Genomic DNA, 19,560 nt, shown 5'->3' with positions numbered 1-19,560 from the left:
CGGATCATGCTCCGGCTGCGGCGACGCGGTGCCCCGACTCGGTCATCGGGTACTTGCGCTCGTACGCACGCCACGTGACCGCCCAGCGCTCGGGGTCGTCCAGCGCATCGTGGTGGGTGTGGTGCACGGTCTGGTTGTGCGGGGCCGTGCGCACCACCTCCGGCGTCTCGCGCGCCTCGCGGGCCACCTCGGCCAGCGCGTCGGCGTACTCGTCGAGCTCGGCCATCGAGTACGACTCGGTCGGCTCGAGGGTGAACGGCTGCGGCACGACGTACGGGTGGTGACTGGTCCAGTAGTGCATGCCGAAGTCCGACATCCGGATGCCGATCTCCTCCGACGAGATGCCGGTCTCCTGGTACAGCTCCTCCCACGAGTAGCGCACCTGCTCGATCCGGCGACGGCCGGTGGCGTACGGCGCCGAGGCGCCCGGGATCGCGAGCACCTTCGACATGAGGTAGTTGTTGTTCAGCACCGCGGTCTCGGCGGCCGCCAGCAGACCGGGGGCGCCGAGCGCCATGATCCACGAGTACGCCTTGACGAGCGCGGGGATCACGCCGAAGAACGGGCCGACCGCGCCGATCGACTGCGGTCCGGCCTCAGCGACGGCGAACGTGCCGTCGTCGTCGCGCACGACGCGGGGGCCGGGAAGGAACGGAGCGAGCGCGGCGCTCACCGCGTTGGCACCCGAGCCGGGCCCGCCGCAACCGTGCGGGGTGCCGAACGTCTTGTGCAGGTTGAAGTGGCACACGTCGAAGCCCGCGTCGCGGGCGCGGGTGATGCCGAGGATGCCGTTGGCGTTCGCCTGGTCGTACGAGGCGAGGGCGCCCACCGCGTGCGCGGCGTCGACCCACTCCCGGATCGCCGGGTTGTAGATGCCGGTGTCCTCGGGATTGGTGACCATGATCGCGGCGGTGCGCGGCGAGAGCGCGGCCTTCAGCGCATCGAGAGAGGGGTAGCCGTCGGCGTCGGGGTACACCGTGATGACCTCGTAGCCGGCCGCCTTGGCTGCGGCGGCGTTCGACGGGTGGCTGAAGATGGTCGTGATGACCTCGCGACGCTGCTCGGCCTCGCCGTTCGCCTCGTGGTAGGCGCGGATCATCGCGATGTTCGACCAGATCGCGGCAGAGCCGCCCTGCGTGTGCAGCGAGACCTCGTCCATGCCGGAGATCTCGGCGAGCATCCGCTCGAGCTGCCAGAGGATCTCGAGCACGCCCTGCGCGTCGGCGGGGTCCTGGTGCGGGTGCAAGGCGGTGACCTGCGGGGAGCCGGCCAGCTGGTCGTTGATCTTCGGCGCGTACTTCATGGTGCAGGTGCCCTGGCCGATGTCGACGTTGAAGTCGGCGCCGAGGTTCTCCTGCGACAGGCGCAGGTAGTGCTTGAGCACGCGCATCTGGCCCATCTCGGGCAGCTTGGCCTTCGCCAGGCGGCGCAGCGAGGCGGGCAGGTCGGCGACGACGTCGCCGACGGCTTCGCGGATGCCCGGCTCGACCTGCGAGACGAGCACGCCGCGTTCACCGGGGGTGGACAGCTCGAAGATGATCGGCTCGTCCCAGCGGGCCTGCTGGAAGCGGCGCAGTGCGGGCTTGGGTGCGACGGGGAGGGCCATCAGTTCTGCTCCTCTGCGAAGGCGGGTGCGGTGACGGCGGCGAGCGCCGCGGCCAGGGTGTCGATGTCGGACTGCGTGGTCACCTCGGTGACGCACACGAGCAGGCGGTGTTCGCCCACGACGACGCCGGGCTCGATGCCCTGCGCGCGCAGCGCCGTGACGACATCGGATGCGGCCATGGGCAGGGTTACGGTGAACTCGCGCAGGTGCACGGCCTGGTCGTCGAGGGTGACGCCCTCGATCGCCGCGAGCGCCTGCTGCGCATAGCGGGTGCGGGCGAGCAGCGTCTCACCGAGCTCGGCCATGCCCTCGGGCCCCATCAGGGCGAGGTACACGCCGGCGGCGATGCCCCACAGGGCGGCGGCCGTGCCCACCCACTCCTTGCCCTCTTCGCGGTGCGCGAAGGAGGTGCGGTCGTACGCCACGTCGCCGAAGCCGTACTCGCCAGGCACGTCGGTGGATTCGAGCCCGAACAGCCGCGAGGGCATCTCCATCACGAAGCGCGTGTCGTCGTGCACGGCGATGAACCCGCCGTGCGCGCCGCCGAACCACTGGTGCAGGCCGAGCGACTGGATGTCTCCGGTGACGATGTCGGCGCCGTGCAGCGCCGGCGGGGTGAGCACGCCGTAGCCGATCGGGTCGGTGCCGACGACGAGCACGGCGCCGGCATCGTGTGCGGCGTCGGCGATCTGCTGCAGGGCCGCCTCGACGGCTCCCGTCGCGCTCGGGGTCTCGATCCACACGGCGGCGACGTCGTCGCCCAGCGCCGCGGTGATCGCGGCGACGTCGGCGGTGCCGTTCACGGTCGGAATGTGCTCAAGGGTGAGGTGCGCCCGCACGTAGTCGGCCACCTTCGCGAGCTTGGCGGGCAGCACGTCGCTGCCGACGAGCACGCGCGAGCGGCCGGTGATGCGGCCCGACATGGCGAGCCCGGTGGCGGCTGCCTGGTAGCCGTCGTAGGTCGGCACGTTCACGACGTCCATCTCGAGCAGCTCGGCCATCAGCGACTGGTACTGGAACAGCGCCTGGAACCGGCCGTGGTCCTCGTACGGCTCGCCCGCGTAGGCGGTGAGGAACTCGCTGCGATTGATGACCTCGTCGACGACCGCGGGCACGTAGTGGTTGTAGGTGCCCGCGCCGAGGAAGCTGAGGCGCTCCTGCGTCGAGCGGTTCTTCGCGAGCAGGCCGCGCACGTGACGGGCGAGGTCCTGCTCGGCGACGAACGGCTCAGGCAGCTCGAGCGGACGGCCCAGACGCAGCGACTCGGGGACGTCGGCGTAGAACTCGTCGACGGTTGCGGCGCCGACGGCGGCGAGCATCGCGGCGCGCGACTCGGGCGCGGTGTTGGGGATGTACGGATGCACGAACGGATGCGTCATGCCTGCTCCTTCGCAGTGGGTGTGGTCAGTGTGATGAACGGGATCTCGGTCGCACGGGGAGCGGCGACCACAGCGACGCCGTAGCCGTCGAGCTCGACGACGCCGGAGACATGGCCACCGGTGAGCAGGTCGACTCCGGGTGCCGGCACCTCGAACGCCAGGGGCTCTGCGCCGTGATTGAGCAGGAACGTGTAATCGGTGTCATCGTTTGAGCGGGTGACCGCCTCGGCGTTCACCTCGGTCTGCTCGCGGACGGGGAGGCCTGCCGCGCGCAGAAGATCGGCGAACACGGTCAGCATGCCGTCCGGAGTGAGCATGGCGCTCAGGTAGCTCGCGGAGCCCGAACCGCTGCTGCGACGGGTGACGGCGGGCAGGCCGTCGACCACGCCGGACGCGTAGCGACCGCGGACCTCGACATCGGCATCCGTCTCGATCCATTCCGCCCAGCTGGGCACGTCGATGGCGCCGGCGCCCGGATCGGCCGATCCGTAGGCGATGCGCTCGACGAGACCGTCGGCGATCGGCCACTGCTCGTCGACCTCGATGCCGAGAAGCTCGCGCAGCGGCCCGGGGGCGCCGCCGTCGTGCACCTTCTCGGTGGCATCGACCACACCCGAGAACGGTCCGACGATCAGGTGTCCGCCCCGCTGGACGAACGCGCGCAGCGCGTCGGCCTGCGGCTGCTCGGCGATGTAGAGGTTGGGCACCACTACGACGTCGTACTTCTCGAACGGACCCGTGGCGCGGACGGTATCGACGGGGTGGCCGAGCGTGTGCAAGGCGCGGTGCCAGGCGCGAGCCTGCTGGGCCCACTGCAGGCGCTGCGAGGGCAGCGACTCGATGGCGCTCGACCCCCACCAGGAGTCCCAGTCGACGACGAGCGCCACGCTGGAGCGCACCCGAGTGCCGCGCACCGCCTCGAGTTTCCTGAGTTCGAGACCGAGCGCCTTGGTCTCCCGGTAGCTGCGGGACTTCTCGCCGCGGTGGCCGAGCATCGACGAGTGGAACTTCTCCTGCCCGTACTTGGCCTGACGCCACTGGAAGAACATCACCGCGTCTGAGCCGTGTGCGACGGCCTGCAGGCTCTCGACCCGGATCCTGCCCGGCACCTTCGGCACGTTGATGTCGCGCCAGCTGGTCGCGCTGGCCGACGACTCCAGCAGGAGCCAGGGCCGGCCGCCCTTCAGCGACCGCATCAGTCCGTAGTTCAGTGCGGCGCCGACGTGCGAGGTCGGATCGGCGGGCTCGGGGTAGGCGTCGTCGGTGACGACGTCCTCGACGGCGGCGAAGTCCCAGTAGTCGAGGTCGCGGAACATGCTCATGAAGTTCGTGGTGACTGCGATGTCAGGCGTGACCTCGCGCAGCACGTCGATCTCGACCTGGAAGAGCTCGAGCATCGCATCCGACGAGAACCGCTCGAAGTCGAGCAGCTTCGTGGGGTTGATCGGGCCGGGCGCCTTCTTGGGCGTCTCGATGTGATCCCATGAGGTGTATCGCTGACCCCACACGTTCACGCCCCACGCCTCGTTGAGGCCGTCGAGGTCGCCGTAGCGATCCTGCAGCCAGCGGCGGAAGTGTCGGGCCGACTCGGGACACCAGCAGCGCGAGATGTGATCGCCGTACTCGTTCGAGATGTGCCACATCGCAAGGCCCGGATGATCGCCGTAGCGCTCGGCCATCGCGCGGGCCATGCGCGCGACGTTCTCACGCCAGATCGGTGACGACGGGCAGTAGGTCTGCCGCGAGCCGAACTCGAGCCGGTGCCCCTCCGAGTCCCAGGGGGCCATCTCGGGGTGCTCGCGCAGCAGCCATGACGGTGGGGTGGCGGTCGCGGTGGCGAGGTCGATGCGGATGCCGGCCTCGTGCAGCAGGTCGAGGATGCGGTCGAGCCAGGCCCAGTCATACACGCCCGGCTCCGGCTCGAGCTGCGGCCAGCTGAAGATCGGCAGGCTCACCATCGTGACGCCGGCCTCCTTCATGAGGCGGATGTCCTCGTGCCAGGTCTCCTCCAACCACTGGTCGGGGTTGTAGTCGCCGCCGTAGGCGAGAGCGTCGATCCGGACCTCCCGGATGCGCTCATCGTCGCGGTGCTCGGTCACGAAGGCTCCTCACTGAGATATGGACGAAACACATTGTTCAATGTATTCTGTATACAACACACTATGGCGAATCCGGGAACCGGTCAAGCCCTAGGCTGACGCTCGGGAGGCAACCACATGGCGATCGAAAGAAAGAACCTCCGCTCGCAGGTGCGCGGCGAACTGCTCGAACGCATGCGCACCGGGCTGGCGAAGCCCGGGGAGAGCATCAACGAGGTGCAGCTCGCCGCCGAGCTCGGCGTGAGCCGCACACCGCTGCGCGAGGCGTTGATCGCCCTCGAGTCCGAAGGGCAGATCACCAGCGAGAACGGCAAGGGCTTCCGGTTCGTACCCCTCAGCGCGGGCGAGTTCGAAGACCTCGCTCCCGTCATGGCCGCGCTCGAGAGCCTGGCCCTCGAGCTGTCTCCCGTCGACGAGCTGAAGGCGGTCGGGGCACGCCTGGTCGAACTGGCAGACGCGTTCAGCGACGAACTGGTCGAGCACAAGCTCGTGATCAGCCGCGATGACGAATGGCACGCGCTCATGCTCTCGGTGTGCCCCAACAAGCGCCTGCTCGACGTCATCGAGAGCGTGCGCGGCTCGTTCCACCGGTACGAGTCGCTGCTCGTGGCCGAGGACGTCAAGGTCGAGCGCGTCGCCGCTGAGCATGCGGCAATCGCACGTGCGCTGGCCGACGGTGATGTGCCCGCGGCCGTGGAGGCGCTGAAGGTCAACTGGATGCAGGGCATGCGCCGCATCCTCGACAACGCGTCCAGCGCCTACTTCACCGCCTGACCGCTTCCCGCCTTTCGCTCCCGTATGAGTTCNNACGAACTCATACGGGAGCGAGGAGTGGTTCGGGGGCGGGGGCGGAGCCGGGCGTCAGCCCTTGACCGCACCACCGAGAAGCCCCGCGACGAACTGCTTCTGGAACACCAGGAACAGGATGAACAGCGGCAGCGTGGCGAGCAGCGAGCCGAGCATCAGCCCGGAGTAGTCGACCCGACTGAGCCCGATCATGGTGTTCAGCGCCACGGGGATCGTGTAATTGGCCTCGGTGTTCAGCATGAGCAACGGCCAGATGAACGAGTTCCACTGGCTGATGAACGTGTAGATGATCAGCGCCGCGATCTGCGGCCTCGCCACCGGGATCACGATCCGGTAGAAGGTGCGCAGCTCGGACGCCCCGTCGATGCGCGCCGCCTCGATGAGGGTGACCGGGAAGTCGAGGAATCCTTGGCGCATGAGGAAGATGCCGAACGCGTTGGCGAGGAAGGGCACGATCAGCGCCTGATAGCTGTCGATCCAGCCGAGGCTCGCCATCATCTGGAACAGGGGCACCAGCAGCACCTGCATCGGGATCATCATCGTCACCAGGATCGCGCCCAGCAGCACCCCGCGCCCGCGGAACCGGTACGTGGCGAGACCGTAGCCGCACATCACGCTGACCACGACGCTGAACGCAGTGTAGATCACCGCCACGAGCACGCTGTTGAGCATCACCTGCCCGAAGCCGATGCTCTCCTGCAGCCTGCCCAGGTTCTGCCAGAACTCCCCGCCAGGCAGCAGCGGCAGGGGCGTGACGAACAGGTCGGATGTCCGGTGCGTGGAAGCGATGACCATCCACAGGAACGGCACGAGCGCCAGGATGCCGGCGAAGACCAGCAGCACGTACACCGGCGCGCGGAGCACCAGTCTGCGCACGAGCGGCTCTCCGCGCCGCTCTGGGACGCCCGTGCGCCGGGCCTTTCCGGTCGGGATCAGCTGAGTGGTCACGGCTTCTCCCTCATGATGCGGAACTGCACGATCGCGATGATCGCGGTGAGGAGGACGAGCATCCAGGCGATCGCGCTGGCGTAGCCGAAGTCGAACTGCTGGAAGCCGATCTTGTACAGGTACAGCACCGGTGTGAGCGTGGCGTTGTTCGGCCCGCCGCCGGTGAGGATGAAGTTCTCGTCGAACAGCTGGAGTGCGCCGATGGTGGAGGTGACGCTGGTGAAGATCAGCACCGGGCGCAGCTGCGGGACGACGACGTGCCAGAAGGTCTGCCAGCGCCCGGCGCCGTCGATGCGGGCGGCTTCGTACAGCTCGGGCGGGATGGCCTGGAGGCCGGCGAGGATGATGACCATGTTGTAGCCGGTCCAGCGCCAGGTGATCGAGGCGATCACCGCGACGCGGGCCCAGAACTCGTTGTTCAACCAGTCGATCGGCCCCACGCCGAACAGGCTGAGCGCCTGGTTCAGCAGACCGCCGTCGGTCGTCATGATCACCCGGAACACCACCGAGTAGGCGACGAGCGTGGTGATCGCGGGGAGGAAGGTGATGAGCCGGAAGCCGGAGCGGAAGCGCAGCCACGACTGATTGAGCAGGTACGCCAGGCCGACCGCGAGGGCGATCATGAGCGGCACCTGCACGACGAGGATCAGCAGCGCGTTGCCGAGGCTCTTCGCGACGAGCGGGTCGCGCAGCATCCGGGTGTACTGGTCGATGCCGACGAACGTCGAGACGCCGCCCTCGGTGCGGAAGAAGCTCTGCATGAGCGACACCGCGAGCGGATAGGCGAAGAAGACGACCAGCAGCGCGGCGGCAGGCAGCACGAACCACAGCCCGGGCCGCTGCATGCGCGCACCGAAGCGGCGCCCGGGACTCGGCGCCCGGGCATCCCCCGGGGTGCGCCGCGTCGCGGCGTCACCCCGGGTGGGACTGAGCACAGCCATCAGCCCGCGATCTTCCGGCCTGTCGAGTTGGCGATCTGCGATGCGGCGTCGTCGAGCACCTTCTTCGGGTCCTCGCCGTTGAGCACCGCCGCCGCCACGGCGTTCGAGACGGCGTCGGCCGCCACCGACTGATCGGAGGTGAAGGTGATCGAGGGGATCTGCTTCGTCAGCTCGCCGAAGATCTGGAAGACCTTCTCGCCGCCGAAGTACTCGCTGGGCTTCTGGAAGTAGTCCGACTCCAGCGCCGGCAGGTATGACGGGAACAGGCCCTCCTGCTGCATCATGCTCGACTGGTTGTCGGCGTCGGCGAGCACGAACTCCATGAAGTCGGCGGCGAGCTGCGGGTTCTTCGCCTGCGTGGGGATGGCGAGCCCGGAGCCGCCGTTGTTCGACGTCGCCGCGCCTCCCTTCTCGAAGACGGGGAGATCGCGCACGCCGTACGTGCCCGAGAGCTCGGGGGCCTCACCCTCGAGGGTGCCGATCCACCAGACCGCCTCGGGGGTGACGGCGGAGTCGCCGTCCTTGGCACTGGTGACGCTCGCGTCCCAGCCCTTGGCGTTCTTGATCAGACCCTTCTGCTGCATGGATTGCAGCAGGGTGAGGGTCTGCACGGCCTCGGGGCTGTTCACGGTGATGTCGCCGTTCTCGTCGAACAGGCCCTGACCCTGCTGCTGCTGCATCATGAAGAAGGGCCCGCCGTCCGACAGGTCGGCGGTGAGCAGCGTCTTGCCGGTCTTCGCCTTGATCGTCTCGCCGGCGGTCACGAGGTCGTCCCAGGTGGCGATGGATGCCGGGTCGATGCCGGCCGCATCGAAGTAGTCGGTGCGGTAGAACAGGCCGACGGTGCCGGAGTCCCACGGGGCCACCCGCAGTTTGCCGTCGGCATCGGTTCCCGTGTCCCACTTGAACGGGTCGAAGTCGTCCTTCGCATCGCCGAACACGGGGCTCAGGTCGGTGAATCCCTTGGGGAACTGACTCAGATAGCTCTGGTTCTTGTCGGTCTCGAGGGTGATGATGTCGGGCAGGCCGGTGCCGGCCTGCAGGCCGACGGAGATTTTGTCGTAGGCGTTGTCGTAGCCGATGTCGACGACGTTGATCGTCACGCCGTCGTGCTTCTTCTCGTAGTCGGCGCCGAGGCGCTTGAGTGCGGTCGCGGCCACATCCCACGACCAGATGGTGATCTCTCCGGAGGCCGCGGCGTCGTTCCTGAGATCCGCACCGTCGGATGCGGGGGCTCCGCCTCCGAATGCGCATCCCGTCAGGGCGATCGCCGCCGTCGCGGTGAGTGCGACCGCCAGCATGCCGCGTCGTTTCATCATGACCTCCTCGTCACGTCTATTGGATATTGAATACAGTACGCGCATGGTGACGATAACACCACTCGCTGTGAGGCCCTGGGAGGACTTCAGCTGAGCGCGACGGCGAGGTCGATGAACAGCGCCGCCGACCAGCCGAATGCGGTCGTCGCGCGCTCGGCCTTCAGCCCGGTGCGCGGGTTGTAGTACTCGTGCGGTCCGCCGCCGTGCACGACGAGGCGCACGGTCTGCTCGCGCAGCTCCCGAGCCCGCTCGGGGTATCCCGAGGCTTCGAGACCTTCGGCCACGAGCGCGCTGGTGTTGATCCAGATCGGTCCGCGCCACATGCGCTCGGGCGAGAAGTCCGGGTCGGAGGCGGCCACGGTCGGCATGCCCCACTCGAGCGCGAACCGCGCGGGGTCGTCGATCGCCGCGCGCAGCGCGTCGCGGACATCGTCCGGCAGGGAACCGGTGCGCAGCGGCATCAGGCCCACGACGGTGTCGGAGCGGATGTCCTCTCCCGCGCCGCGCGCGAGGAAGCGTCCCGCCTCGTCGTCCCACATCCCGTCGAGCAGCGTCTGCGTGCGCTCCGCGCGGGCGAGGAAGCGCTCTGTCTCGGCATCCGGCTCGTACCTGTCGAGCAGGGCGGCGATCTCGCGGTCCTGGCAGACGAGATACGCGCCGAGATCGGGAGCCGCTGTGGGGATCGGCCCGTCGAAGATCGGGCTGTCATCGAGGCCCGACGAGTACGGATGCCCGTACTCGGGCATCCCGTCGCCGTCGAGATCGGAGCTCGCGAACCACCAGTCCTGCGATCGGATCACCCGGCCGAGCTGCTCGCGCGCCCACGCCGGGTCGTCCTGCACATCGAGCACCTTGCGCAGCGCCCATGCCGCAAGCGGCGGCTTGGTCAGCGGCACCGGTTTCGACGGGTCGGCGATCTGCGAACCCGCGCGACGCAGGGTCGCGCGGTCGCTCTCGGGCAGATCGTCGCTGCTGGCGAGGATGCCCTGCTCGTGCACCACATCGGGCAGCTGGCCGTCGTCGCACGGGAACCGGAAGGCGATGTCGAGCTGTTCGCGGGCGAGCTCGGGGGCGCCATGGCGCAGTCCCACGGCGATGAAGTACGCATCCCACTGCCACAGCCCGACGTAGCCGATCTTCGACGGCACGACCGCTCGCGCGTCTCCCAGCGCCGGAAGTTCGACAATGTTCGCCCCGAGCACCCACCAGCAGAAGGCGGTCATCGGCTGCAGATCGTCGCGCACCCGAGGGCATCTCGCGAACCAGTCCAGCCACTGCCGCTCGCACGCGTCGAGCGCTGCGGCGTGGTGGCCGGTCTCGACCACCACGGTGCGGTCGGCGCCGATGCGGATCCGGATGCCCGTGGCCGAGAGCTCGTGGCGCTCCTGCCGCCCGTCGGGATGGACGAGCACCATCTGCGCGCCCTCGGCGCCCCCGATGCTCAGCGCACCGGGGCCGTCGAAGGTGAGCGACGCGGCAGGCGCGTCGGTGTGCACACCGAAAGCGATCCGGTGCGGCTGCACGTCTGCGACGGGAAGCACTCGACCCGCGGCATCCGTCACCCGCACGGCGTCCAGCACCCGGCAGTCGCTGAGCCGCTTCTCGTACTCCGAGGTGTGCACCCGCACTCCCCCGTCGTCGGCGCGGAACACGAGCACACGGGAGCGCGGCAGGGTGAAGGGCGCGGAGACGAGGTCGAGATGCCTTCCGGCGAGACTCGAGAGCGTCACGGCGTCGGTCGTCACGGCGTCGATCATCACCGTCCTCCGAGGCCCGAGGCCGCCATGCTGTTGAGGATCTTCCGCTGCCCGATGACGAACACGATCAGCATCGGCACGGTGGCGATCGCCGAGGCGGCCATCACCAGCCCGTAGTTGATGGAGCCGTGCTGCCCCTGAAACGAGGTGAGCAGCAAGGGCACGGTGAACAGATCAGGCGAGTTCAGCAGCACGAGAGGGAACAGGAAGGCGTTCCACACGCCGAGCGCGGTGATGATCGCGAGCGCGGCGAGCCCAGGACGCAGGTTCGGCAGCACGATGCTGAAGAACGTGCGCAGCCGTCCCGCGCCGTCGACCAGCGCGGCCTCCTCGAGCTCCTTCGGCAGCGAGAGCACGAACTGCCGCATGAGGAACACGGCGAACGGGTTGGCGATCATGCCCGGCACGATCAGCGCGAGATGCGAGTCGACCCAGCCGAGGTTGGACATGAGCAGGTAGAACGGGATCAGCGTCACCTGCGCGGGGATCATCTGCGTCGCGAGGAAGACGATGAACAGCACCTTGCTGCCTTTGAAACGGATGCGCGCGAACGCGTAGCCGGCCATCGAGGCCGTGACCAGCGTGCCGGCGACGACGAGCACCGTGATGTAGAGGCTGTTCAGGTACGCCTGCCCGAACGGCACCGCGTTCCACGCCTCGCTGTAGTTGTCGACCGTCCACGGGTTCGGGAGGAACTCGAGCGGGTTCTGCAGCAGCTGCGGCAGCGTCTTGAGCGAGGTCAGCAGCATCCAGATGAACGGGAAGACCATCGAGATGCCGGCGAGGATCAGCACGATGTGCAGCAGCACCGGCCCGGTGCGACGTCTCGCGGCTCCGCCCGGCCGGCGTCGCTTCGTGCCGGGGGCGACGATCGCGACTGTCGAGTCGGTGGTCGGGCTCTGGCGGCCCTCGGTCAGCGGGGGTGTCATGATGCCGCTCATTCCGGATCGTCCTCGTAGTGCACGAACTTCTTCTGTGCGGCGAACTGGATCGCCGTGATGACCAGCGTGAGCACGAGCAGGATGATGCTCGCCGCACTCGACGGACCGAACTCGAACCGCCCGAAGCCGAGGTCGTAGATGTGGTAGACGATCGTCCGGGTCGCGTTGTCGGGTCCGCCTCCCGAGACGAGCACGTAGACGATGTCGAACGTCTGCAGCGAGGAGATGAACGCGATCACCGACGAGAAGAAGACGATCGGCGAGAGCAGCGGCAGACGGATGCTGAGCAGCAGCCGCACGGCGCCTGCGCCGTCGATGCGGGCGGCCTCGATGACGGACGGCGAGATGTTCTGCAGACCCGCGAGGAAGATCACGACGTTGAGGCCGAGCGACGACCAGATGGTCACGATGCAGACCGCCAGCAGCGCCAGGCGCGGGTCCTGCAGCCAGTTCGGCGGGTCGATGCCGAACACCTTCGCGATGGTGGTCGAGAGCACGCCGTCGACGCGGAACATCTGCTGCCAGATCATGGCGACGGCGACGGTGGCGGTGACCACCGGCGAGAAGAACAGGACGAGGTACAGGGCACGCGTCTTCAGCCGCTCGAGGGCGACGGCGACGATCACCGCGAGGGCCAGGCCGATCGGCACGGTGACGATCGCGATCAGCAGCGTGTTCAGGATCGAGCGGCCCAGCAGCGGGTCCTGCAGCTGGTCGACGAAGTTGTCGACGCCGACCCACGTCAGCTCACCGAGGCCGTCCCAGTCCGCGAACGCGAGCACGAGGCTCGCGACGAACGGCAGGACGACGAACAGGCCCATGCCGATCAGCTGCGGGCCGACGAACACGTAGCCCCAGAGTCGGTCGCGGCGGCGCCACGCCGCCTCTTTGCGCATCGGCTGGGCGGATGCCGCAGGGGTGACCTGCGGCATCCGTCCTGCCTCGGTGAGCTGAGCCATGGTTACTTCTTGGACCGTTCCTCGACGAGCTTCGCGACGGTGTCGAGGCTCTGCTGAGCGTCGGTCTTGCCCTCGTAGAGCTTCTGGAACTCCTCGCTGATGGCCACAGGCAGGCCGGGGACGCGCGCCTCGGCCGAGTAGTCCTCGAAGCCGACGTCGCGCATATCGAGGAAGGTCTGCGCGTGAGCGGGGTAGCCGTCTTCGAGCACGACCTCGTCGGCACCCTTGATCGACGGCACGGCGTTGCCGCCGCCCTTCAGGCGGAAGATCTGCCCCTCGGCGCTGAGGAACTCGGTCCAGAAGGTGAACGCGGCGTCCTTGACCTTCGTCTTGCCGTTGATGCCGAGGTACGAGGCGGCGACGCCGGTGGGAGCGGGCTCGCCGTCGCGGGTCGGCCAGCGCACGATGTCGTACGAGTCCTCGACGCCGGCCGACTTGAGCGTGCCGATTGTGTACCGGCCCTGCACGAAGAAGCCCGCCTTGTGAGTGACGAAGACGCTGTCGGCGCCCGCGCCGTCGGGCAGGGTGTCGGCGACGACGAAGGTGCCGTCCTGGAACAGGTCGCCGAGCTGCTGCATCGCCTCGACGGTGTCGGAGTCCTTGTTGCCCACGAACGCGCCGCTGTCGTCGTACGGCGCGTCGACGCCCTGCGACGACAGCCAGCTCCAGTGCGTCGCCCAGTAGTTCCAGAACATCGAGCCGGTGAGCTTCGCGTCGTGCAGCTTGGCGTTCATCTCGAGGTACTTATCGGTGGTCCACTCCCCGTTCTCGGCGAGCGTGGCCGGGTCCTCAGTGACGCCTGCGGCCTTCAGCGCCTCCTTGTCGTACCAGAGCACGTCGGGGTTCGAGTCGTTCGGGGCCGCGTAGACCTCGTCGTCCTTCTCGGCCGCGCCGAACAGGCCGGGGAAGAAGTCGTCGTGCTTGGTCTTGCTGTCCTTCGAATCCATCAGCTCCTTGAGCGGCATCAGACGGCCGGAGTCGACGAACTGCCCGATCATGTCGTCGCCGATGTAGAACACGTCGGGAGCGGTGTTGCTGGTCAGCTGCGCGAGCAGCTTCGAGTGGTAGTCGCCGTACGCGGCCACGGGCTGCAGCTTGACCTTGATGTCGGGGTGACGCTTCATGAAGTCCTTGTTGAACTCCTCGAAACGGGTCAGCTCGTCGGCCGTGCCCCAGGTCGACCACACGACGGTGGCGTTGCCGTCGGCGTCGACGCCTCCGGCGCGACCGCCGCCACCGCTGCAGGCGGCGAGGCCGATGGTCAGCGCGCCGACGGCGATGCCGGCGAGGTACTTCCGATACTTGGAGCGGAGCATGCCGCCACCTCTTTCGTCATTGGAAGAGCCGGTGGCCCGGCCACGGAGTGGGACCTAAGTATTTTGTATACAGAACACATCCGCTGTCAATCGCCGTGACCATACCGAGACCGCAGGCGGGGTCAGAGCACTCGTGACAGGAAGCGCTGTGTGCGATCGCTGGACGGGCTCGAGAGCACCTGCCTCGGCCTCCCCGTCTCGACCACCACCCCTCCGTCGACGAACGTCAGCGAGTCGGCCACCTCGCGCGCGAATCCGATCTCGTGCGTGACCAGCACCATCGTCATGCCGGCCTCGGCGAGCGATTTCATGACCTCGAGCACCTCGTCGACCAGCTCCGGGTCGAGACCCGAGGTCGGCTCATCGAACAGCATCACGGCGGGCTGCATGGCCAGAGACCGCGCGATGGCGACGCGCTGCTGCTGCCCGCCCGACAGCTGGCTCGGGTACTTGTGAGCATGGTCGCGCATGCCCACGCGCTCCAGCTGATAGTGCGCGTTCTCCACGGCATCCGCGCGGGAGATCCCCTTCACCTTCACCTGAGCGCAGATGACGTTCTCGAGAGCGTTCATGTTGTTGAACAGGTTGAACCGCTGGAAGACCATGCCGATGTCCCGTCGGAATCGCGCGAAGTCCTTCGGGCGCCACTCGTGGAACCGGTCTTCCCGCCGGGTGTACCCCACCGTCTCGCCGTTCACGCGGATGACGCCATCGTCGATGCGCTCGAGCGCGTTCAGGCAGCGCAGGAAGGTGGACTTGCCGGACCCGGACGGGCCGATGATGCACGCCACCTCCCCTCGCTCCACGGTGAAGTCGATGCCTCGCAGCACCTCGGCATGCCCGAACGACTTGCGCACGCCTTCCGCGACGATGATCTTCTCGGTCATTTCAGATCCTCCGTCGGCACCCGGATCACACCGGTCCTGAACAGCCCGCCGTCTCCGGACGGAAGCGATGTGCGCCGCCTCGTCGCCGGCACGACCGTGCTGTTGCCGAACTTCTTCTCGAGCTTGCTCTGCAGGTAGGTGGCGATCGCGGTGAGCAGCATGTACCAGAGGCTCACCACGATGAGCAGCTCCATGATCTTGCTGTTCTCCTTGTAGATCTGACTCGCGTTCGTCATCAGGTCGTTGCCCGCGACGACGTAGACCAGCGACGTCGTCTTCAGCATGCCGATGAACTCATTGCCGAACGGCGGGATGATGATCCGCAGCGCCTGGGGGAGCACGACGATGCGCAGGCGCTGGGACGAGGTCATCCCCAGCGAGCTCGCGGCCTCGGACTGCCCGAGGTCGACGGCCTGGATGCCGGCGCGCACGATCTCGGCCGCGTACGCGCCGAGGTTCAGGGCGAGGCCGAGCACCGCCGCATTGAAGCCCGTCATCACCGTGTTCGTGTCCCACTCGTACCCGATGCTCGTCCCGGGGATCGCGAGCACCAGCGTGGGGAACAGGAAGGCGAGGTTGAACCAGAAGATCAGCTGCACCAGCACGGGTGTGCCGCGGAAGAACCAGATGTACAGCGTGCTCAGCAGCTGGGCGACGGGGTTCGACGACAGCTTCATCACCGCCAGCACGACGCCGATCACGAGCCCGATCACCGTGGAGATGATCGACAGCGCTATCGTCACCCCCACGCCGGCGAGGATCTTCGGGAAGAAGATGTAGTAGCCGACATCGGCCCACGACAGGTGCGGATTCACCGCCAGCGCGTACGCGAACCCGGCGACCACCGCGATGCAGACGAGTGCGACGATGATGCGACCGGGGTGCCGCAGACGCACGATGTTGCCCGCGTGAGGCCAGGAGGCCGCACGCGTCACATCAGGAGACGAGGCGGTCATCTCAGTTGCCCATGTTGATCGTCGCCTCGTCGATGCCCATGCCGGCGAGGTCCCAGGCCTCCAGGATGTCGGCGTAGGAGCCGTCGTCCATGAGCTGGTTCATGGTGTCCTGCGTCAGACTGATCAGCTCCTGCGCGTCGGGCGCGATGCCGATGCCGAACAGCGCCTCCCCAGGGATCTCGACGGCCTCGAGCTTGTCGTCCGACTGGCTCACGCGGTACTGCGCGACGGGGAAGTCGTTCATCCCGGCATCCGCGCGCCCGTTCTGCAGCTGCAGCAGCGCCTCGGGATCGTTGGCGAAGCCGAGGATCTGGATCTTCTCGGCACCCGACGCGACGCAGTCCTCGCTGTACGTCTCGGCGAGCTGCATGTAGTAGCCGTTGTCGAGCACCGCGAGAGTCTTCCCGCACATGTCGTCCGGCGTCTTGATGCCCTTCGGGTTGCCCTTGGCGACGACGAAAGCGCCGGCCGACTTGGCGTAGTCGACGAACGAGACCTTCTCGCGGCGCACCTCGGTGTCGTTGAGCCCCGAGATGACCATGTCGTAGCGGCCGGAGGCGACGCCGGGCACCATCGCGTTCGGATCGGAGTTCTCGATGGTGACCTCGACGCCCCAGAGCGCGCCCAGCGCGCGGGCGAATGACATGTCGACGCCGATCATCGCCTTGCCGTCCTCATCGAACATCTCCATCGGCGGGTATCCGTCCGCGGTGGCGACCGTGAGTCCGTTCTTCTTGATGTCGGCCGGAACGCGCTCGGCCAGCTCGGGGTCGACCTCGAGCCCCTTCAGCACGTCGGCGGCGAGGTCGCCGGCCGGGATGTCGACGGCCGCGGCGGCGGTGTCGCCGCCGTCGTTCGCATCGGTGGCGCCGACCGGCTTGCCTCCGCATCCGACGAGCATGAGGGCGCCGGCGACGGCGGCGGCGGTCAGGACGACTCTGGCCTGCGTGGTGTTCATGTGTTCATCTCTCTGTGTGGCTGTCACTGGGTGACGGGTGGCTGGTGCGGGTCGTGCGCGTCCCATCGGGTCGCTCCGCCGACGACGGTGCGCACCACCTGGGCGTCGCTAAGGGCGGCGGCGTCGACGGTGCGGGGATCGCGGTCGAGCACGATGAAGTCGGCGAGCATGCCGGGGGCGAGCCGTCCGCGATCGACGTGCCCGGCCGCTCTGGCGGCGGTGACGGTGTACGCGCGCCAGGCCTGGGACCGGGTCAGCCGTTCGTGCGGCTGCCACCCGCCGGCGGGGGTGCCGTCGGCTCGCTCGCGCGTGATGGCCGAGTGGATGCCGTGCAGCGGGTGGATGCCCTCGACCGGCGCGTCGGAGCTGAAGGCGACCGGCACTCCGTGGTCGAGGAGAGTGCGCCAGCCGTAGGAGACGAGGTCGCGTCCGCCGAGTCGCCGCTCGACCATGTCAATGTCCGACGTGCACGACTCCGGCTGCATCACGGCGACGGCTCCGCTGCGAGCGAGCAGGGCGAGGTGCTCGCGGCGCACATGCTGGGCGTGCTCGATGCGGTGCGGTGCGCCCACGCTGCCCGACGGGCCGCGCGATGCGACGAGCGCATCAGCGGCATTGCGCACCGCGGCGTCGCCGATCGCATGGATCGCCGTCGAGAATCCTCGGGATGCGCAGCGTGCGATGATCCGCCGCAGGTCGACCGTGTCGATCGCCTCGATGCCTGTGCTGTCCGGAAGATCGGCGAACGGCTCGCTGAGGTGGCAGGTGTGCGAGCCGAGCGCGCCGTCCGAGAAGAGCTTCACCCCGCCGTAGTCGAGCCACTGGTCTCCGCTGCCGGTGCGGATGCCGGCGTCCGACACCTCGTCGAGCTCGGCGTCGATGGTGAGCTTGTGCACGCGCAGCGGCAGGGCGCGCTCGGCCGCCGATCGCTGGAAGATCTCGCGGGCGATCCGGTCGTCGATGTCGTGGATACCGGCCACTCCGGCCCTCGTGAGGTCGTGCAGGACACCGAGGACGCGGTCTTCGATCGTGCCGCGGATACTGCGCTCGATCTCATGCTGCACGGCGAAGGCCGGCGCCTCGGCGACGATCCCGTCCGGCACGAGGCTGCGGTCCATCCCGAGGCGGTCGAGAGCGGCGGTGTTCAGCCAGTACGCGTGCAGGTCGGCAGAGTGCAGCGCGACCGGCGTGGCACCGGTGGCGTGATCCAGAGCGGAGAGATCCGCCGGACGGCGGTCGTCCCAGGCACCGGCATTCCACCCGGCACCGAGCAGCCAGCCGTTGTCTGTGCAACCTGGGCCGCCGGCGCGCAGCGCTGCCCCCGACTGCAGCGCGAGGCGCTCGAATCCGTCAGCGGCAGACAGATCGATCTCGAGGGAGCGTGTGGCGAGCTGCACTGTGTGCACGTGCGCGTCGATGAACGCTGCAGTGACGTGGCCACCCTGCAGGTCGATGCGAGCGGCTGCGGCAGGGGCCGCCTCGCGGCAGTCGGCGACCGACCCGATCGCAGCGATGCGCTGATCGACGACGACGATCGCCTCCGGCTGCTGCATGGACCCCTCGGCATCCAGATCCAGATGCACGCGCGCGTTCTCGAAGATCGTCGTGGTCAAGTCGGCTCTCTCGCTCGGCGGTCCTAGCGGCGTCGACCCATTGGAAGCGCCGTCGCTTCTTGTATGCAGAATACAGCATTCAGTATGAATCGCAACCATCGCGGTGCGAAGCCGCCCGCGACTAGGGTCGAAGCGTGAGCCTTCTCGTCACCGTGCCCACCGACCGTCTCGCCGCGGGCCTCGGCGATCTGCCCGACGATGTGAAGCTGGAGGTCTGGGATCTGCGTTCCCCCGCTCCCGCTGAGCGCATCGACATCGTCGTGCCGCCGTACATGGGCGGCAGCAGCGTGCTCAGCGCGCTCGAGGGCCTCGACGTCGGCCTCGTGCAGGGCCAGTCGATCGGCTACGACGGCGTGGCCGAGGCGCTGCCGGAGGGCATCCCGTTCGCGAACGCCGCGAGTGTGCACGAAGCCTCGACCGCCGAGCTCGCAGTCGGCATGATGATCGCCGCGCAGCGGCAGCTGCCCCGGTTCGTGCGCGCGCAGGACCGCGGCGAGTGGGCGCCGGTCTTCACCGAGAGCCTCGCCGACCGGCGCGTACTGCTGGTCGGCTTCGGCGGCGTTGGCACGGCGATCGCCCGGCGCCTGGCGCCGTTCGAGGTCGACCTGACCGCGGTCGCGCGCACCGCGCGCACCGAGCAGGTCGAGGGTGTCGGCGAGATGAGCGTGCACGGCATGGACGAACTGGACGCCCTGCTGCCACAGGCCGAGATCGTGGCCCTGAGCCTGCCGGCCAGCGACTCCACACATCATCTCTTCGACGGCGAACGGATCGCGCGCATGGCGCCCGGCGCCCTGCTGGTGAATGTCGGCCGCGGACCACTGGTCGACACCGATGCGCTGGTCGCCGCCCTGAACGCGAACACGATCCGGGCGGCATCCGATGTCTTCGAAGAGGAGCCCCTGCCCGCCGGGCATCCGCTCTGGACCGCCCCCAACCTGCTCATCACGCCGCATGGCGGCGGCGCATCGACGGCCATGAATCCGCGGATCGCGCGACTCGTCCGACGGCAGATCGACCGGATGCTGGCGGGCGAGCCGCCGGTGAACATCGTCCTGTAAGCGCTTGCATTAG

General features: G+C 68.2%; 16 protein-coding genes. 2 read left to right on the top strand and 14 right to left on the bottom strand.

Going from position 1 to position 19,560, the window contains the following annotated elements; all coding sequences use genetic code 11:
- Positions 1–4: 4 nt before the first annotated feature.
- From gcvPB to BFN01_RS07795, 3 genes are read right to left on the bottom strand one after another with little or no spacing between them, the layout of a single operon-like run.
- Positions 5–1,606 carry an aminomethyl-transferring glycine dehydrogenase subunit GcvPB gene (gene gcvPB, locus BFN01_RS07805; RefSeq protein WP_071643310.1) on the bottom strand — a complete coding sequence of 534 codons (1,602 nt, stop codon included), beginning with the start codon at positions 1,604–1,606 and terminating at the stop codon, positions 5–7.
- A complete protein-coding gene (gcvPA, locus tag BFN01_RS07800) occupies positions 1,606–2,985 on the bottom strand; it encodes an aminomethyl-transferring glycine dehydrogenase subunit GcvPA (RefSeq protein WP_071643308.1) in 1,380 nt (459 codons plus the stop codon). Before gcvPA ends, gcvPB begins: the two co-directional genes overlap by 1 nt.
- The gene (locus BFN01_RS07795) at positions 2,982–5,084 is read right to left on the bottom strand and encodes a beta-galactosidase (protein ID WP_071643306.1); all 2,103 of its coding nucleotides are present in this window, start codon (positions 5,082–5,084) and stop codon (positions 2,982–2,984) included. Before BFN01_RS07795 ends, gcvPA begins: the two co-directional genes overlap by 4 nt.
- Before the next feature lie 117 nt (positions 5,085–5,201).
- Between BFN01_RS07795 and BFN01_RS07790 the strand changes: the two genes are divergently transcribed.
- Positions 5,202–5,858 (top strand): GntR family transcriptional regulator, encoded by a 657-nt coding sequence (locus tag BFN01_RS07790; protein WP_071643304.1) that lies wholly within the window; start codon positions 5,202–5,204, stop codon positions 5,856–5,858.
- An 87-nt stretch (positions 5,859–5,945) separates the two neighbouring features.
- Here BFN01_RS07790 and BFN01_RS07785 read toward each other — a convergent pair whose 3' ends face one another.
- From BFN01_RS07785 to BFN01_RS07735, 11 genes are all read right to left on the bottom strand, one after another.
- Entirely contained in the window at positions 5,946–6,839 is an 894-nt protein-coding gene (locus tag BFN01_RS07785) for a carbohydrate ABC transporter permease (protein WP_083428712.1), read from the bottom strand.
- On the bottom strand, positions 6,836–7,780 hold the full coding sequence (locus tag BFN01_RS07780) for a carbohydrate ABC transporter permease (RefSeq protein ID WP_256221080.1): 945 nt from the start codon (positions 7,778–7,780) through the stop codon (positions 6,836–6,838). The genes BFN01_RS07785 and BFN01_RS07780 overlap by 4 nt, the downstream gene beginning before the upstream one ends.
- Positions 7,780–9,099: an ABC transporter substrate-binding protein gene (locus BFN01_RS07775; RefSeq protein ID WP_256221079.1), complete on the bottom strand. Its 1,320-nt coding sequence runs from the start codon at positions 9,097–9,099 to the stop codon at positions 7,780–7,782. Before BFN01_RS07775 ends, BFN01_RS07780 begins: the two co-directional genes overlap by 1 nt.
- 86 nt (positions 9,100–9,185) lie before the next feature.
- Positions 9,186–10,856, bottom strand: coding sequence for an amylo-alpha-1,6-glucosidase (locus tag BFN01_RS07770; protein ID WP_071643302.1), 1,671 nt, complete (start codon positions 10,854–10,856; stop codon positions 9,186–9,188).
- Positions 10,856–11,785: a carbohydrate ABC transporter permease gene (locus BFN01_RS07765; RefSeq protein WP_256221078.1), complete on the bottom strand. Its 930-nt coding sequence runs from the start codon at positions 11,783–11,785 to the stop codon at positions 10,856–10,858. The genes BFN01_RS07770 and BFN01_RS07765 overlap by 1 nt, the downstream gene beginning before the upstream one ends.
- A gap of 8 nt (positions 11,786–11,793) precedes the next feature.
- A complete protein-coding gene (locus tag BFN01_RS07760; RefSeq protein WP_083428710.1) occupies positions 11,794–12,756 on the bottom strand; it encodes a carbohydrate ABC transporter permease in 963 nt (320 codons plus the stop codon).
- 2 nt (positions 12,757–12,758) lie between these two features.
- On the bottom strand, positions 12,759–14,072 hold the full coding sequence (locus tag BFN01_RS07755) for a sugar ABC transporter substrate-binding protein (RefSeq protein WP_071643300.1): 1,314 nt from the start codon (positions 14,070–14,072) through the stop codon (positions 12,759–12,761).
- Positions 14,073–14,194: 122 nt separating this feature from the next.
- Complete coding sequence (locus BFN01_RS07750; RefSeq protein WP_071643298.1) at positions 14,195–14,959, bottom strand: amino acid ABC transporter ATP-binding protein; 765 nt, start codon at positions 14,957–14,959, stop codon at positions 14,195–14,197.
- Positions 14,956–15,915 (bottom strand): amino acid ABC transporter permease, encoded by a 960-nt coding sequence (locus BFN01_RS07745; RefSeq protein WP_071643296.1) that lies wholly within the window; start codon positions 15,913–15,915, stop codon positions 14,956–14,958. The genes BFN01_RS07750 and BFN01_RS07745 overlap by 4 nt, the downstream gene beginning before the upstream one ends.
- A gap of 1 nt (position 15,916) precedes the next feature.
- Entirely contained in the window at positions 15,917–16,873 is a 957-nt protein-coding gene (locus BFN01_RS07740; RefSeq protein ID WP_071643295.1) for an ABC transporter substrate-binding protein, read from the bottom strand.
- A gap of 23 nt (positions 16,874–16,896) precedes the next feature.
- Complete coding sequence (locus BFN01_RS07735) at positions 16,897–18,486, bottom strand: amidohydrolase (RefSeq protein ID WP_071643293.1); 1,590 nt, start codon at positions 18,484–18,486, stop codon at positions 16,897–16,899.
- Positions 18,487–18,620: 134 nt separating this feature from the next.
- On the opposite strand from BFN01_RS07735, the gene BFN01_RS07730 reads away from it, so the two are divergent.
- Entirely contained in the window at positions 18,621–19,547 is a 927-nt protein-coding gene (locus BFN01_RS07730; RefSeq protein ID WP_071643290.1) for a 2-hydroxyacid dehydrogenase, read from the top strand.
- Positions 19,548–19,560 lie beyond the last annotated feature (13 nt).

Origin of the sequence: Microbacterium sp. AR7-10, from assembly GCF_001878835.1 — a bacterium.
GTDB lineage: Bacteria > Actinomycetota > Actinomycetes > Actinomycetales > Microbacteriaceae > Microbacterium > Microbacterium commune.
The sequence above is the reverse complement of the archived record's forward strand: the minus strand, read 5'-3'. Positions and strand labels throughout refer to the sequence as shown.

Bases quoted from the DNA above. Each gene is read 5' to 3' on its own strand.
- gcvPB (WP_071643310.1), bottom strand. From the start codon at position 1,606: ATGGCCCTCCCCGTCGCACCCAAGCCCGCACTGCGCCGCTTCCAGCAG.
- gcvPA (WP_071643308.1), bottom strand. From the start codon at position 2,985: ATGACGCATCCGTTCGTGCATCCGTACATCCCCAACACCGCGCCCGAG.
- BFN01_RS07790 (WP_071643304.1), top strand. From the start codon at position 5,202: ATGGCGATCGAAAGAAAGAACCTCCGCTCGCAGGTGCGCGGCGAACTG.
- BFN01_RS07780 (WP_256221080.1), bottom strand. From the start codon at position 7,780: ATGGCTGTGCTCAGTCCCACCCGGGGTGACGCCGCGACGCGGCGCACC.
- BFN01_RS07775 (WP_256221079.1), bottom strand. From the start codon at position 9,099: ATGATGAAACGACGCGGCATGCTGGCGGTCGCACTCACCGCGACGGCG.
- BFN01_RS07770 (WP_071643302.1), bottom strand. From the start codon at position 10,856: ATGATCGACGCCGTGACGACCGACGCCGTGACGCTCTCGAGTCTCGCC.
- BFN01_RS07765 (WP_256221078.1), bottom strand. From the start codon at position 11,785: ATGACACCCCCGCTGACCGAGGGCCGCCAGAGCCCGACCACCGACTCG.
- BFN01_RS07760 (WP_083428710.1), bottom strand. From the start codon at position 12,756: ATGGCTCAGCTCACCGAGGCAGGACGGATGCCGCAGGTCACCCCTGCG.
- BFN01_RS07755 (WP_071643300.1), bottom strand. From the start codon at position 14,072: ATGCTCCGCTCCAAGTATCGGAAGTACCTCGCCGGCATCGCCGTCGGC.
- BFN01_RS07750 (WP_071643298.1), bottom strand. From the start codon at position 14,959: ATGACCGAGAAGATCATCGTCGCGGAAGGCGTGCGCAAGTCGTTCGGG.
- BFN01_RS07745 (WP_071643296.1), bottom strand. From the start codon at position 15,915: ATGACCGCCTCGTCTCCTGATGTGACGCGTGCGGCCTCCTGGCCTCAC.
- BFN01_RS07740 (WP_071643295.1), bottom strand. From the start codon at position 16,873: ATGAACACCACGCAGGCCAGAGTCGTCCTGACCGCCGCCGCCGTCGCC.